This window comes from Alicyclobacillus acidocaldarius subsp. acidocaldarius Tc-4-1, from assembly GCF_000219875.1.
Lineage (GTDB): Bacteria > Bacillota > Bacilli > Alicyclobacillales > Alicyclobacillaceae > Alicyclobacillus > Alicyclobacillus acidocaldarius_A.
The window spans coordinates 2839601-2854037 of record NC_017167.1 but is presented as its reverse complement, the minus strand read 5'-3'; the positions used below and the strand labels follow the sequence as shown (position 1 = coordinate 2854037).

Annotated in this window: 11 protein-coding genes and 3 pseudogenes; 10 read left to right on the top strand and 4 right to left on the bottom strand. The window is 59.7% G+C overall.

Going from position 1 to position 14437, the window contains the following annotated elements; all coding sequences use genetic code 11:
• Window positions 1-16 precede the first annotated feature (16 nt).
• Window positions 17-769 (bottom strand): polysaccharide deacetylase family sporulation protein PdaB, encoded by a 753-nt coding sequence (gene pdaB, locus TC41_RS13900; RefSeq protein WP_014465704.1) that lies wholly within the window; start codon window positions 767-769, stop codon window positions 17-19.
• Between the two features lie 150 nt (window positions 770-919).
• Between pdaB and TC41_RS13895 the strand changes: the two genes are divergently transcribed.
• The 9 genes and pseudogenes from TC41_RS13895 to TC41_RS16050 all read left to right on the top strand — a co-directional run.
• Window positions 920-1603, top strand: coding sequence for an SGNH/GDSL hydrolase family protein (locus tag TC41_RS13895; RefSeq protein ID WP_014465703.1), 684 nt, complete (start codon window positions 920-922; stop codon window positions 1601-1603).
• Window positions 1604-1690: 87 nt separating this feature from the next.
• A complete protein-coding gene (gene cdaA / locus TC41_RS13890; protein WP_014465702.1) occupies window positions 1691-2512 on the top strand; it encodes a diadenylate cyclase CdaA in 822 nt (273 codons plus the stop codon).
• Window positions 2509-3714: a CdaR family protein gene (locus TC41_RS13885; protein ID WP_014465701.1), complete on the top strand. Its 1206-nt coding sequence runs from the start codon at window positions 2509-2511 to the stop codon at window positions 3712-3714. The genes cdaA and TC41_RS13885 overlap by 4 nt, the downstream gene beginning before the upstream one ends.
• Window positions 3715-3791: 77 nt before the next feature.
• On the top strand, window positions 3792-5129 hold the full coding sequence (gene glmM, locus TC41_RS13880; RefSeq protein ID WP_014465700.1) for a phosphoglucosamine mutase: 1338 nt from the start codon (window positions 3792-3794) through the stop codon (window positions 5127-5129).
• A gap of 273 nt (window positions 5130-5402) precedes the next feature.
• Window positions 5403-7232 carry a glutamine--fructose-6-phosphate transaminase (isomerizing) gene (gene glmS, locus TC41_RS13875; protein ID WP_041695506.1) on the top strand — a complete coding sequence of 610 codons (1830 nt, stop codon included), beginning with the start codon at window positions 5403-5405 and terminating at the stop codon, window positions 7230-7232.
• Between the two features lie 555 nt (window positions 7233-7787).
• On the top strand, window positions 7788-9140 hold the full coding sequence (locus TC41_RS13870) for an IS1380 family transposase (RefSeq protein WP_014463112.1): 1353 nt from the start codon (window positions 7788-7790) through the stop codon (window positions 9138-9140).
• A 229-nt stretch (window positions 9141-9369) separates the two neighbouring features.
• On the top strand, window positions 9370-9888 hold the full coding sequence (locus tag TC41_RS15480; protein ID WP_049784388.1) for a LysE family transporter: 519 nt from the start codon (window positions 9370-9372) through the stop codon (window positions 9886-9888).
• A gap of 179 nt (window positions 9889-10067) precedes the next feature.
• Window positions 10068-11285: an IS256 family transposase gene (locus tag TC41_RS13860; protein WP_014465698.1), complete on the top strand. Its 1218-nt coding sequence runs from the start codon at window positions 10068-10070 to the stop codon at window positions 11283-11285.
• A gap of 218 nt (window positions 11286-11503) precedes the next feature.
• Window positions 11504-11899, top strand: a pseudogene (locus TC41_RS16050) (ATP-binding protein); the annotation flags it as partial.
• A gap of 77 nt (window positions 11900-11976) precedes the next feature.
• On the opposite strand, the pseudogene tnpC reads toward TC41_RS16050, so the two are convergent.
• The 3 genes and pseudogenes from tnpC to tnpA form a co-directional block, all read right to left on the bottom strand.
• A pseudogene (gene tnpC / locus TC41_RS13855) lies at window positions 11977-13152 on the bottom strand (IS66 family transposase); the annotation flags it as partial.
• A 49-nt stretch (window positions 13153-13201) separates the two neighbouring features.
• Window positions 13202-13504, bottom strand: a complete 303-nt coding sequence (gene tnpB / locus TC41_RS13850; RefSeq protein WP_049784400.1) for an IS66 family insertion sequence element accessory protein TnpB — start codon at window positions 13502-13504, stop codon at window positions 13202-13204.
• 53 nt (window positions 13505-13557) lie between these two features.
• Window positions 13558-13878: an IS66 family insertion sequence element accessory protein TnpA gene (gene tnpA / locus TC41_RS13845; RefSeq protein ID WP_014463249.1), complete on the bottom strand. Its 321-nt coding sequence runs from the start codon at window positions 13876-13878 to the stop codon at window positions 13558-13560.
• Window positions 13879-13964: 86 nt separating this feature from the next.
• Between tnpA and TC41_RS13840 the strand changes: the two are divergent.
• A pseudogene (locus TC41_RS13840) lies at window positions 13965-14261 on the top strand (IS1634 family transposase); the annotation flags it as partial.
• Between the last annotated feature and the right edge of the window lie 176 nt (window positions 14262-14437).

Below are 14437 nucleotides of genomic sequence, written 5' to 3'. Positions count from 1 at the left end.
GATGGCCCCCAACCGGTCACTGCACCTTCGACTGCACGTTGGCGCCCGCGAGGAGCTCGGACACCGTCACGAACCGATACCCCTGCTGGCGCAGGTTTTCCACGATCCGCGGCAGCGCCTCCACAATCTGCTTCGACGAGTCGCTCGCGTGCATCAGCACAATGTCGCCCGGCACCACCCGCTTCGTCACGCGGTTGACAATCGCGTCCACGCCTGGGTTCTTCCAGTCGAGCGAGTCGGTGTTCCACTGCACCACCGTGTAGCCCATGCTCGTGAGGCAGCGAATGACTCGCGGATTGAGGTCGCCGTTCGGCGTCCGGAACAGTTTCGGTTTGACGCCCGTGACCTGCTGAATGGCCTTGTCTGCGAGCATGGCCTGTTCTCGGATCCAGGAATCCGGGTAATTCGAATAGTCCTTGTGCAGGTAGCCGTGGCTCCCGATTTCATACCCCATGGCCTTGATCTTCTTGGCGATCTCGGGATGGTGCATCGTCCACGGCCCGCTCAGAAAGAACGTCGCCTTCGTCACGCCGCATTTCTTCAGCGTCTCCAAGACCGGCTCGGGCGTGCGATGCCCCCAGGAGATGTCAAAGGTCAGGGCCACCACTTTTTCGTTCGTGTCCACCTTATACACGGCCTTCGGGGCCTGAGCCTTCGTGTCGGCGGCGCGTACCGACTCGGCTTGGAGACTCATGCAGGAGAGCGCACACACGCATGCCGCCGTCATCGCAACCACGCCCATCCGAAGTCGATGCCAGAAGCTCCGCATTGGCCAACCTCCCTTTGGATTCTGCCTGCAGTGTTTGCAGCAGCCACACCTCCTATGCGATCTCGCCATTGGCACGTGGGCGCCTCTTGTGACCAATCGCGGGGTAAGCCCATAGCTTACGATCAGCGACTCACCCAGGAGGCGATGACTATGCTGATGCTCGCGCTCGGCGACTCCATTACATATGGCTACGGGGCGAGTGCGCCAGAGAAAAGATTTGCGGAGCGCCTGCGCGCCCGCTTTGCCCGCCAGGTTCGCACAACGCTACACATTCAGGCGAAGCCCGGCTGGACCGCGCGGCAGCTGTTCAAATCGCTTCAGGATCTCCCGCCCTGTATCGTCGAGGAAGCCGAGATCGTCACCCTTATGATTGGCGGGAACGATCTCCTGCGAAGCGCGCCCGCCATTCTCACGCGGCGCGCCGACCTTATCCAGGACGTCATGCGACGCTGTGAGGAGGACGTCGAACGCCTCGTGGAGTGGTGCAAACGTCCGCACAGCACGTTCGGCATTGCGACGCTCTACAATCCCTTTCCCAATTTCGCCTTGGCGGAGGAGGTGACGCAGGAGTATAACGATCGCGTCCGCCGGATCGCGCTCAGACACGGGCTCGTGGTGGTGGAGACGTACAAGGCGTTTCGAGGGCACGAGCCGGACTACGTCGAGCACTACCGGAGCGGGCAGTTCCGGGATCTGCGGCTGTTCCGCAATCCGATTCATCCCACAGATGAGGGGCATGAGGCCCTCGCGAAGGCGTTTTTTCGCGCGCTGCAGCGGGCGCGATCGAAGGAACGCGCGAGGGCCACGCGCAGGCGGGCTGCGTGGCGAGCGTGAATGAGCGGTTGGCAGAGGCTGTCTTGACTCGGGGCCGCGGGTAGGAAACAATGGGAACGAGACTCCCCGACGGGCAGGGGGCTTTGTATGGATGCGTGGTTCGCGGCAATCCGGGACTTTGGCTTCAAGGACGTCATTGACATCCTGTTCGTGGCCTTTATGATTTACTACCTGTTGCTCCTCATTCGCGGCACTCGGGCCGTACAGCTCCTGAAAGGTGTCATTGTCGTCGTGGTCGTGACCATGGTCTCGAGTTTGCTGAACCTGTCCGCCTCGAACTGGCTTCTGAATCGCATCATCGAAATTGGGTTGTTTGCGATTCCCGTCGTCTTTCAGCCGGAACTGCGGCGCGCGCTCGAGCAACTCGGGCGCGGAAGCCTGTGGAATTTCAATCTCCTCCTGCATGAGGAGCCGAACATGGTGCATACGGTGAACGAAATCGTCAAGGCCTGTCAGGTGCTCGCGAAGACGAAAACGGGGGCGCTCATCGTCATCGAGCGCCAGACGGGCCTGAACGAATACATTGAGACGGGAACGCGCCTGGAGGCGCGCGTCAGCACGGAGTTGTTCATCAACTTGTTTATCCCCAACACGCCGCTGCACGACGGGGCCGTAATTGTGCGGGGTACGCAGATCATGGCTGCGGGATGCGTGCTGCCGCTGACAGAGAACCGCAACCTGGACAAGCAACTCGGCACGAGGCACCGCGCGGGGCTCGGCATCACCGAACAGTCTGACGGGGTGAGCGTCATTGTGTCGGAGGAGACGGGGCAGGTATCCGTCTGCGTGGATGGCGTGATGCACGGCCATCTCGACGAGGAAGCGCTCAACGAACTTTTAATGAAGCTGCTCGTCCCGCAGAAGACGAGTGCGCTTTCTTTCTGGAATCGAAAGGCGGAGTCGCGATGATGGACCGGCTGCTCAATAACAACGTGGCGCTTCGGATCATCGCGCTCGTGCTCGCGTGCATCTTATGGCTGGCGGTTCATGCCGAGCAGAGCGGTAACCAGCCGGCCTCGACGGGCGTCACGGAGTCGTTCGAACTGCCTGTACGCGTGGAGACCTCGGCGGATGAGGTGCTGGTGTCCCAGGTGCCGACGGTCACGGCTCGGGTGACCACCACGCTCCTGCGCCTGCCGACGCTGGCGAGCGATATGATGAAGGCCGAGATCGTCGCGAATGCGCAGGATCTGGGCCCTGGCACGTACACGCTGCATGTGGCAGCCCTCAACATGCCGGCCAGCGTGCGCAGTTATACGCTCACGCCAGCCACCATCACGGTCACCCTCGAGCCCAAGGTCACTGTGGAGCGGCCCATTCGGCTGAGCGTCGTGGGAGTGCCCAGCCAGGGCTACGTGCTCGGCAAGCCACAGCTCGGCTCGGGCGTGGTCGAGATCTCGGGTGCCGCATCGAGCGTGCAGTCGGTCGCGGAAGTGGCGGGCGTGGTGGACGCGAGCGGACTTTCGCAGACGGAGACGAAACTCGTGGATCTTCTGCCGTTAGATGGCGCGGGCAAGGCGGTGCCGGGTGTGACCGTGACGCCGTCTGCCATTGCGGTGACGCTGCCGGTGACCTCGGCCAGCCAGACCGTGACCCTGGCACCTGCGGTGACGGGAAATCCGGCGGCGGGCTACGCCATCGCGTCGGTACGCCTGGAACCGTCGAGCGCCGTGGAACAGGGGCTGCCGGCGGGTCAGCTTCCGCGAGGCGGACTGCGCGTGCCCGTTGATGTGACAGGACTCGCCAAGTCGACGGCGGTGTCGGTTCCCATTCCGCTCCTCCCGGGGATGACGAGCGTGTCGCCCGCGGCGGTGACGGCCGTGATCGACGTGGAGCCCTCGGCGATGGCGACGCTGTCGAACATCCCGGTGACCATCACGGGGGCGACGGGCGTCCGCCTGATTGGGCCGCGGACGGTGACGGTCACGGTGACGGGCGCGCAGTCGGCCGTCCAGGCCGTCGAGAAGGACGCGAGCGAGGTTCAGGCGTACGTAGACGCGTCTGGCATGAGCCGCGGCACGGCCGCGTTGCCCATCCAGGTTCACCTGCCCGCGGGGCTGTCTGCGGTGAGCATCTCTGCGCGCACCGCTACGGTGCAGGCTATGCCGTGACCCGCCAAAGACTTCATCTTTGCACGGACCGCCTTCTGTGGCACAATGTTTGCGTTGTGGGAGAGGAGCGTGCACTTATGGGCAGGTGGTTTGGCACAGACGGCGTGCGCGGCGTAGCGAATCAGGAGCTCACGCCGGAGCTCGCGTTCCGGCTGGGGCGAGTCGGCGCCTATGTGCTGACGGCGCGCCGGCCGGGATCGCGCATCGTCGTCGGCAAGGACACCCGGATTTCCGGTGACATGTTGGAAACCGCACTGGTGAGCGGGATTTTATCGATGGGCGTGGACGCGCTCCGGCTCGGCGTCATCTCCACGCCTGGCGTGGCGTATCTCACGCGGCTTCTTCGGGCGGATGCAGGCGTGATGATCTCGGCGTCGCACAATCCCGTGGCCGACAACGGCATCAAGTTTTTTGGCGGCGACGGATTTAAACTCCTGGACGAGATGGAGGAGCGAATGGAGGCCCTGTTGGCCGAAGAAACCGATACGCTGCCGCGCCCCATTGGCGACGGCGTGGGCCGGATGTACGACGAGCCTGCGACGGAGGCGTACATCCGCTTTCTGGTGCAGGCCGCCCGCGTGCGGTTTGACGGGCTCAAGGTCGTGCTCGACTGCGCGAATGGCGCGGCATCGTTCATCGCGCCCGAGGTGTTCCGGCGGCTCGGCGCGGACGTCATGGTCATCCACGCGAACCCGGACGGCGTGAACATCAACGTGGACTGCGGTTCGACGCATCCGCATATCGTGCAGCGCGCGGTGCTGCAGCACGGCGCGGACGTGGGGCTCGCGTTCGACGGGGATGCGGATCGGTGCATCGCGGTGGACGAGAACGGCGAGGTGGCGGACGGCGACTTCATTATGGCCATTCTCGCGCGCGCCATGAAGGAAGGAGAGTTGCGCGGAGATAAGGTCGTCGCTACCGTCATGTCCAATCTCGGCTTTGTCAAAGCCATGAGCGATCTCGGCATCACCGTGCTGCGCACGGCCGTGGGAGATCGGTACGTCATGGAGCGGATGCGGGAGGAGGGCGCGTCGCTCGGCGGCGAGCAGAGCGGGCACATCATCCTGCTCGATCACACCACCACGGGCGATGGCATGCTGACAGCCGTCAAGCTGGTGGAGACCATGATGGAGAGCGGCAAGCGGCTGTCCGAACTGTCCCGCGTCATGACCCGCTACCCGCAGATCTTGGAGAACGTGCGCGTGCGCGACAAGAGCGCCTGGCGTGAGAACGCGGCCATCCAGGACGCGCTGCGCAGGGCAGAGGCCGAACTCGGTGAGAGCGGGCGCGTGCTCGTGCGCGAGTCGGGGACCGAGAACCTGGTGCGCGTCATGGTGGAGGGGCTCGACGAGAAGCTCTTGCGCCGCGTGGTGGGCGAGATTGTGCAGGTCATCCAGTGCGAACTCGGCGCGTGACCCTATGTGAGGTCCACTGAAGGGAGGGATGCCAGGCGAGGAACCCGATGGGCGTTTTCTCGTAGAATGTCACATGCGGCTGTGAATCTTATACGCAGCGCATGTCAAGCGCCTGGACTCGGCTGTGGCCGAGTTGACGCGGAGGAGGTCGGCGAAAGATTCGGCGGATGCCTCCCGGCGCCAATCCGATCGCGCCGCAAGCGAAGCCTGAAATCCATCGGGCGACCGGTGGGACAGAGGCGAGCAGATCGGATGAAGGAGGATACCTGCTTCATGTGTGGAATCGTCGGCTATATCGGCCCAAGGAATGTCAAAGACGTCGTCGTCGGCGGCTTGGCGAAGCTCGAATATCGAGGCTATGATTCGGCCGGCGTGGCTGCGCTGGCGGACGGGAACATCCGGATTGTGAAGGCGGTGGGCCGCCTGTCGAATCTGGAAGAAAAGCTCGCGGAGATGCCCATCTCGGGCCACATCGCCATCGGCCACACGCGGTGGGCGACGCACGGCAAGCCGTCGGACGAGAACGCGCATCCGCATCAGGACTGCAGCGGCCGATTCGCCATCGTGCACAACGGCATTGTGGAGAATTATCTCTCGCTGCGCGAAGAGCTCGTGGCGCTCGGGCACGAGTTCCGGTCCGAGACCGACACGGAGGTCGTGGCGCACCTCATTGAAGAGATGTATAACGGCGATCTGTTCGAGACCATGATCGCGGTCGGCAAGCGGATCCGCGGCGCGTATGCGCTCGTCGTCATGGCGAAGGACCACCCGGACGAGATCGTCGCCATTCGCCGCGCAAGCCCGATGATCATCGGTCTCGGCGAGAAGGAGAACTTTGTGGCGTCGGACATCCCGGCCATTCTCGAATATACGCGCGACATCTACGTGATGGAGGACGGCGAAATGGCCGTCCTGCGGCGCGACGGCGTCGAGTGCTTCACGATGGACGGCGAGCCTGTGAAGAAAGAGGTGTATCACGTCACCTGGGACGCCGTCAGCGCGGAGCGCGGGGGTTATCCCCACTTCATGCTGAAGGAGATCCACGAGCAGCCGCGCGCGGTTCGGGATACGCTTCGCGGCCGGGTGTCGGAGGATCTCAGCCGCGTGGAGCTTCCGGAACTCGGCCTTGAGGATGAGGACATCCGGGCCATCGACCGGATTCACATCGTCGCATGCGGCACGTCGTGGCACGCGGGCCTCGTGGGTAAGGCCGCCATCGAGGCGTTCGCGCGTATTCCCGTCAACGTGGAGATTGCGTCCGAATACCGGTATTCCGATCCCATCGTGACGGACCACACGCTGGTCATCGCCATCACGCAGTCGGGTGAGACGGCGGACACGCTCGCAGCGATGCGGGAGATGAAGAAGCGCGGCGTGCGCGTGGTGGCCATCACGAACGTGGTCGGCAGCTCGGCCGCGCGCGAGGCGGACTGCACCATCATCACGTGGGCGGGGCCGGAGATCGCCGTGGCTTCGACGAAGGCGTATACCACACAGCTCGTGGCGCTTTATCTGTTGGCCGTGCGGTTCGGATTGAGCCGCGGCACGCTCGCGGAGGAGAAGGCGCGCGAGGTGCTGGCGGCGCTCGACAATCTGCCCCAGGTCGTGGAGCAGGTGCTGGACACGGCGCCGCAAATTGAGTCGTTTGCGAAGCGCTACAAGGATGCGCACGACACGTTCTTCATCGGGCGCGGCATCGACTACGCGGTGTCGCTCGAAGGCGCGCTGAAGCTCAAGGAAATCTCCTACATTCACGCAGAGGCGTACGCGGCGGGCGAACTGAAGCACGGGACGCTGGCGCTCATCACGGATGGCGTGCCGGTCATTGCGCTCGCGATGCAGCCGGAACTGTATGAAAAGACGCTGTCGAACATCGTCGAGGTGAAGGCGCGCGGCGCGTTCGTCCTCGGGCTCACGTGGGTGGGCAACGAGGACCTCGAGAAGACGGTGGACGAAGTGATCTATTTGCCCAAGACGATGCCGCTCCTCGCGCCCGTGGCGGCGGTGATTCCGCTGCAACTGCTGGCGTACTACGCCGCGGTGGCGCGGGGCAACGACGTCGACAAGCCGCGGAACCTGGCGAAGAGCGTGACGGTGGAATGAAGACGAGAGGCGGACCGGGAGAGCCCCGGTTCGCCTGTTTATTAATGGATACTCCGCGTCGCTCAAGTACCTCGTTTACGCCATCCATGTACTCGTATTCATCGTGTATGGAAGGAGAAGCCACAACATCATGCATTCGTGCAGCGTTAAAGTCTCAATTGGTGGTGTAAATTCTGAGGCTTGATGTTGACGAGAAAGCCATCGAGTGCACTCTATTAAAAGTGGAACGAGGCGTAGCCATAAGAACAAGGGAGAGACGGTGTTCTTCCGCTATCGTTGCTGAGAAAGGGGTTTACAGATGATAGCTTTACTCATCACAGCATGTGTACTTGGCTTTGTTTACAGTGCGGCTCCTGGAGCAGTGAATACCGAAGCATTACGCAGGGGATTACAGAGAGGTTTTGTCCCAGCGTTTTTGGTGCAACTTGGAGCCTTATTAGGGGATCCTGAATCCGTGACGAGTAGGTGCGAAAATTGCTGAAGCGCTCGTGGTTGGTCCTGTAGAATTGAGATAGTTCGGATATCGGCTGTATTCAATCCCTCTTCACCATCGGGGTGAACCACTTGCGTTTCATCATTGAAGAATCCGATGAAGTCATCGTCACGCATTCGGGAATGACCCTTGTCGGCGTGTTGCTTGATAAAACCAGAATCGGCGAGCGGTTGAATCAGACCCGCCTGCCTGGTATGGGCAAACCGGATATTTCAAACCGGGACGTGGCATACTCATACATCGGGCTGCTTTGCCAAGGCAAGACCGACTTCGACCACATCGAAGCGTTTCGAGATGACGAGTTTTTCATGATCGCACTGCAAGTAGACAACGTGCCTTCGAGCCCGACGCTGCGCCAGCGTTTGGACATGGTTGCCGGAAAATCCGGCTGGGAGTCCATTCTCCGGGAAGAGTCCGCAAGGCTCCTGAGAGCCCTCGATGTAACTCTGCATCCGATTGAACTGGGCGTGCCTGCAGAGCGTCGAACTTACATCCCGCTGGATATCGACGTCAGTCCCTTTGATAATTCCGGCACGAAGAAGGAAGGCGTGTCCCGTACATACAAGGGGCACGACGGATATGCTCCCATCTTTGCTTACCTTGGCCAAGAGGGCTACGTGGTCAATGTCCAGTTGCGTGAAGGCAGTACCCACGTACAAAAGGGCACGTCGACTTTCCTGCGGGAGAGTATTCAGTATGCAAGGCAGGTGACGGACCTCCCGCTTCTGGTTCGTCTGGATGCCGGCAATGACAGTGCAGAAAACATCGCCGTGTGTCGCTCCCAGGACAGCAGGGCCGAGTTCATCATCAAGCGCAACTTGCGAAAGGAGAGCCCCGAGGCCTGGCTTGTGATTGCCCAGCGACACGGGACATGTCATGAACCTCGTCCCGGCAAGAAGGTATATCATGGTTCGCTGATGTGTCCCGTCAAGGGTGTATCCGAACCAGTTCGCATGGTGTTCGAAGTTATCGAACGGACCATGACGGCCGACGGCCAAATCTTATTGGTACCGGACATTGAGGTCAGCGCCTACTGGACCTCACTGCCGGATGACCCGGCTGTGATCATTCGCCTGTATCACGACCACGCCGTGATGGAACAGTTCCACAGCGAAATCAAGACGGATCTGGACGCCGAGCGGCTGCCCTCGGGTAAATTCGCCACGAACAACTTGGTATTGCACTTTGTATGCGTGGCGTACAATCTGCTGCGAGTGATCGGCCAGGAGAGTCTGAAGCGAAATGATGCGCCGCTACGAAAAAAGGCAGAACGTCGCCGGATCCGGACTGTGATTCAGAACCTGATGACACTGGCTGCGAAGATGGTGCGACACGCCAGACAGACCAAGCTGAAATTGGGGTACGGGAATCGATGGCTCCCGGCATTTCGGCGATTGTACTTGGCCTTTGCGTAACGTGAACTGTGTCGAGCAAAGACACTGCATATGACCTGACATGGAAACCGAACCCAACCATTCACGAGTCCAGGGGGGACATCTGCCTTTTCGCCGCACTGGCTCCAACCGATATTCACAATCCCTAAGAAAATTGAATGTACATCCGTGAAATCGCAGTGAAGGGGCTTGCGAGAACACACATCAGCCTCTTTCCATCGGCCCTGTCACGGATTCAGGAGGGGATTTGATGTGGGCAATTATTGGCTTGACGGGAGTTGCACTTGTATTTCATTTTTTGCCCGTACAGATTATTCTGGGCATCGCAGGAGTAACCTTTTTGCTTCGAATGGCATGGTTGTCATTCCTGGACGCTCGCAAGTCAATTGATTTGAAATTGGACAGTAGTAAGAAGGAACAGCGGGACTTTATTACGGGAATCATTTTTTCGTTAGCTAACCCGTTTGGCATTGCCTTCTGGGGTGGTATTGGTGGTGGATTTGCTACACATATCGCAGATATGCCGTTGATGGATAAACTGTTGTTTTTATTCCTCGGTTTTTCTGTGGGAGCATTTGCTTGGTGTATAGGTATTTCGGCGTTGGTAGCATGGTCACGTAAATTTATCGGTGAAAAGTTGCTTCGCGGGATTTTTACAGTATCGAGTTTGGCTATGGCTTATTTCGCGCTGGAAATGTTGTGGACGTTAATTCACAACACACTTTATCCTCTATTTTCTCATCGTTTAAGAGTGAAAGCAAGCCATTAGAACAACAAGTCCTTGTGAACATCGTCCCAAAAAGTCTCATTAAGTTTGACAGCACCCTTGATATGGCGCGGGTTAGAGTCTCAAGTAGTGGTGTAAAATCGGTCGACCCCAATTGACGACGAAGCCACCGTGCGTGTCTACTGAAGTGTGACCAACACCAAAAGTAGGAGGTACGCACGATGGCTTCGCTCAACAGTTTCGCAGTTTTGGAATGGATTCGCAAGATGCAAGATGAGGATCACATCGACGTCTTACGTGAGCTCATGCGACTGATCGCCCAATTCATGATCGACGCGGAAGCAGCGGAGAAAATCGGAGCTGAACGCTATGAACGAACCGAAAGCCGTGTCACGCAACGAAACGGTTCGCGCTCCCGCACGTGGGATACACGCCTTGGAACCGTAGACCTGAAGATCCCGAAACTTCGCCAAGGCAGCTTCTTCCCTTCGTTGCTCGAGCCCAGGAGACGAGCGGAGCAAGCGTTGGCGGCTGTCATCCAGGAAGCATATGTGAAGGGCGTGAGCACCCGCAAGGTTGACGACCTAGTGCGAGCCCTGGGGCTGGAGGGCATCAGCAAAAGTGAAGTTTCCCGTCTGTGTCAGCAGATGGACGAGGTCGTGCAACAGTTCAAAGAACGGCCGCTGGAACATGAGTATCCGTACGTGTGGCTCGACGCTACCTTCCCGAAGGTTCGGGAAGGCGGTCGCGTGCAGAGCATGGCCTTGGTGATTGCGATCGGGGTCACGGACACCGGCGAGCGAGAAGTGCTTGGGTTTGACGTCGGCACGAGCGAGGATGGCGCATTTTGGACGGACTTTCTCCGGAAGCTGAAGGCACGTGGACTTCGAGGCGTGCGATTGGTTGTCAGCGACGCGCACGCGGGCTTGCGCCAGGCGATTGCCGAGGTGCTCACGGGTGCAACCTGGCAACGATGCAAAGTACACGCACTGCGCAACGTGCTGAGTCAGGTGCCGAAGAAAGAGCAGGCGATGGTCGCATCCATCCTCCGGACCATCTTTGCGCAATCGTCCCAAGAGGCGGCTCGCGAGCAACTCCGGCGCGTCGTGGCCGAGCTGAAGGGGAGATTCCCGAAGGCGATGGATATCCTGTCCGATGCGGAAGACGATGTGTTGGCGTTCATGGCGTTGCCTTTCGAGCACTGGCGACAGATCTGCTCGACCAATCCGCTGGAGCGCCTGAATCGGGAGATGCGGAGGCGGATGGACGTCGTGGGCATCTTCCCCAACCGGGACGCGGTGTTGCGACTGGCAGGCGCGATTTTGCAGGAGCAACACGAAGAGTGGCTCGTGGCACGGCGGTACTTCAGCTTGGAGTCGATGGCCAAGCTCAAACCGAACAAGCCCCAGCTCGCAGCGGCAGCCCTGTTACAAAAATAGACACATGAGGCGAGGTGGTGCTAACCCACGCACATCGAGGCTTTGGCCCTAACGACTTAGAATCGACCGGCGAGCGCTCCGTCAAGGGCGCCCGAGGGGCGAGCGAAGCGTCCCTTGACGAAGCGTGAAGGCGGTCGATAAGGTTCCCAAGGGTCAAAGCCGACCATGTCACACATGAGACACGCACGGTGAAATTCCACCACTTGACGAGACACTACCAACTCGTGAGCGATTTACGCCGAGCCTACCAAGAAGGGCGGCTGGACAGGCGGCTCCGAGTCTATACGCAGCCAAAGATTCTGATCTGTGATGAGGTGGGCTACTTGCCTCTTGACGCGCTCGACGCCGCGAACTTTTTCCGGCTGGTCTCAGAGAGGTACGAGCGAGGGTCGTTGCTCATCACGTCCAACACGAGTTTCACGAATTGGGGAACGCTCTTTGGCGACCAGGTCCTGGCCGCCGCCTTACTCGACCGTTTGTTGCATCATGCAACGACCGTGAATATCCGTGGCAACAGTTACCGCATGAAAGACAAGCTGCGAGCTGGCGTTACGCACGGATTCTCGGCAACAAGAGACGAAGCGAACACATGTGTGGGGAACGAATCGCGATGATTTTGGGGAATCGAATCCGCTGTTTTTGGGGAATCGGGCGCGATTTTTTTGGGGAGTTTTAATCCGCTGTTGACAGCGCTTGCGTTCTTCAGCTTCTTCTCCACCGCATACAGCGCGTTGCAATACGACAATCCTTCTTCGGCAGCCGTCTTGCCCTTTCGCTCCTTGGGAGGCACTGCCTTTAGGGCTTCGTCAAACTTTCGCCGCGCATGTGCCCAACATCCTACAAGGGTGACATCCGGCAAGCCCTCATAGCCCGCGTATCCATCCACGTGCAGATACCCTTGAAACCCTGCCAAGAACCGTCGCGGATGCTCCGCGCTCCGCGTTTCCTGGTAGTCGTACAGGACCATAGGCGGTCCGTCCATACCGCTCCGGTACACCCACATGTACGACTGGGTCTGCGCCGCGCGCCCGGCTTCATGCAACACTTGCAGAGTCGTTTCGTCCGCATGCAGATAGCGCTGAGCCAGGAGCACTTGGCGAAGTTTCGCATAGAGCGGCTCTAACCACGTCTCCGCCGCGTGCACCACCCAATTCGCCAGCGTTTGGCGGGACAGCGGATACCCGTGCCGCGCAAACTGTTGCTCTTGCCGGTACAATGGCATCCCGTCGACGAACTTCTTCGTCATCACGTATGCCACCGCTTCTGGCGTCGCGAGACTCTTCGCCTGCACCGGCCTCGGCATCGGCGCGCGCACCACAGGGGTCTCCACGTCCTGCGCTTCACAGTGCCGGCAGGCGTACACGTACCGCACGTACTCGACTTTTTTCATCTGCGCCGGGATGATTTTCACGCGTCGCGTGATCTCACGGCTCATCTCGTGAAGCTCACCCGCACATTTCGAGCAGACTCGCTCGTCATCTGACAGTCGGTATTCGACGACCTCGTCTGCTTCGCCCTGATACAGCCAGGCGTCACGCTCCCGTGCCGCACGAGGCTTCCGGCGCTCATACGTGATGGTCTCCGTCTCCACGCCTTCCGACGTCACTTCTGCATCGGCTTCCCCGGTCTCTTCCGAAGGTTGGGCGTCCGCCTCGACTTCGGCTTCGTTGAACAACGGGAGCTGGACGCTGTCCGACTCAGCCGGGGTCTTGCGCCGCTTTTCACTGGAAGCCCCAAACAGACGATGACGGAGCAGATGGATCTGCTCCTCCAGGTAGGCCACCTGTTGGCGCAATTGCTCCTTTTCTCGCTGAAGGGCTTCGTATTCTTGTTCGGTCATGAGGATGGTGCCGTTCTCCTGCGTCATGCCCTAAGCATTCGACGGCCTAGATCCGATTCCTGCTGAGGTGGCCTACTTAAATCGCAGAACGGACATGCACAGCTCGATGCGCTTTCGGCTGCTCGAGCGGCAGGCCATCCAGGAGCCAGTTCAGCTCTCGCCGTGTGATCACCATGGTCTTGGCATCTCCTGTCTCTGGCCAATCGAATCGACCGCGCTCTAAGCGCCGATAGTACAGCCAAAAGCCGTTGTGCGACCAGTGCAAGATTTTGAGCTTGTCCCGTTGCCGATTGCAGAAGACAAACAGGCATGGCGAAAACGGATCGAGTTGAAACGACGCCTGAACGAGTGCGGCGAGTCCGTCAATGGATTTGCGCATGTCTGTGGCGCCACAGGCGAGATACACGCGGTGATCCGAAGTCCAGTCGAAGGCTAGCAAACATGCATCACGAGCCGAATGAGCTCAGCAAGTGTCGACGCGTCATAGCCGGGACGGACGTCAATCTCGACCGAACCAATGCGCAGGGTCAGGGGCGAACGGCCTGCGTCCGAAGGTGAAGAGGTTGTCACGACCGACACGAACGTCGTGTCATGCGTGCCAGGTGCGGTTTCGTTTCGTAGTCGGCGAAGCCAGTACCAGAACTGATGGGGTTTCAGACCGTGCTCAGCGCAAAACTGACTGGCGGACTGGCCGCTGTCGTAGAAGGCAGCGATACGTTCACGCCAAAGCTCACGACGCTCCTGGTGAGACATGTGCTCTCGCATACAAGAACCCTCCCGTGGCTTGATGATGACATTTTCAAGCGACGAGAGGATGAAAGCCATGTGGGTCTCAGTTTACGCTTACGGACATCCGTCCCATGTATCACCGGAAGGACGAGCGCATTCGGTCGCATGTGCTGCTTTGCTGGCTGGCCTTGTTGTTGGTGCGCATCGCGGAGGTCCAAACTGGGCGGACATGGTCAGACATCCGCTCTCACATGCAAGCGATGCACCGGGTGACGAAGAGCACGCTGGAAGGGATTGTCGTGCAGCGGACAGAGACGACAGAGGCGCAGCGGGAGATCCTGCGAGCCTTGAGGATCAAGGAACCACCGAGGATCCTGAAGGTAGAACCTCGAGCAAGAGGGCTGTAGACACTACGCGAGTTATCCACAGGTCCCACGAACCCGCGTCGGCCATGGGTTCGTGGGACTTTGTATGACTACCAAGTGTCGAAGTCGGGTGAACACAAGCCCAAAAAACGGGCGCGAAATGTGGGTCGTAATCTTCTGTACTGCAGTGCCTATGCACAAATCCGTGTCGTTTCTCT

What these genes read in the sequence shown, in the direction of transcription:
- pdaB (WP_014465704.1), bottom strand. Translation starts at nt 769, where the DNA reads ATGCGGAGCTTCTGGCATCGACTTCGGATGGGCGTGGTTGCGATGACG.
- TC41_RS13895 (WP_014465703.1), top strand. Translation starts at nt 920, where the DNA reads ATGCTGATGCTCGCGCTCGGCGACTCCATTACATATGGCTACGGGGCG.
- cdaA (WP_014465702.1), top strand. Translation starts at nt 1,691, where the DNA reads ATGGATGCGTGGTTCGCGGCAATCCGGGACTTTGGCTTCAAGGACGTC.
- TC41_RS13885 (WP_014465701.1), top strand. Translation starts at nt 2,509, where the DNA reads ATGATGGACCGGCTGCTCAATAACAACGTGGCGCTTCGGATCATCGCG.
- glmM (WP_014465700.1), top strand. Translation starts at nt 3,792, where the DNA reads ATGGGCAGGTGGTTTGGCACAGACGGCGTGCGCGGCGTAGCGAATCAG.
- glmS (WP_041695506.1), top strand. Translation starts at nt 5,403, where the DNA reads ATGTGTGGAATCGTCGGCTATATCGGCCCAAGGAATGTCAAAGACGTC.
- TC41_RS15480 (WP_049784388.1), top strand. Translation starts at nt 9,370, where the DNA reads ATGTGGGCAATTATTGGCTTGACGGGAGTTGCACTTGTATTTCATTTT.
- TC41_RS13860 (WP_014465698.1), top strand. Translation starts at nt 10,068, where the DNA reads ATGGCTTCGCTCAACAGTTTCGCAGTTTTGGAATGGATTCGCAAGATG.
- tnpB (WP_049784400.1), bottom strand. Translation starts at nt 13,504, where the DNA reads ATGCGCAAATCCATTGACGGACTCGCCGCACTCGTTCAGGCGTCGTTT.
- tnpA (WP_014463249.1), bottom strand. Translation starts at nt 13,878, where the DNA reads ATGTCTCACCAGGAGCGTCGTGAGCTTTGGCGTGAACGTATCGCTGCC.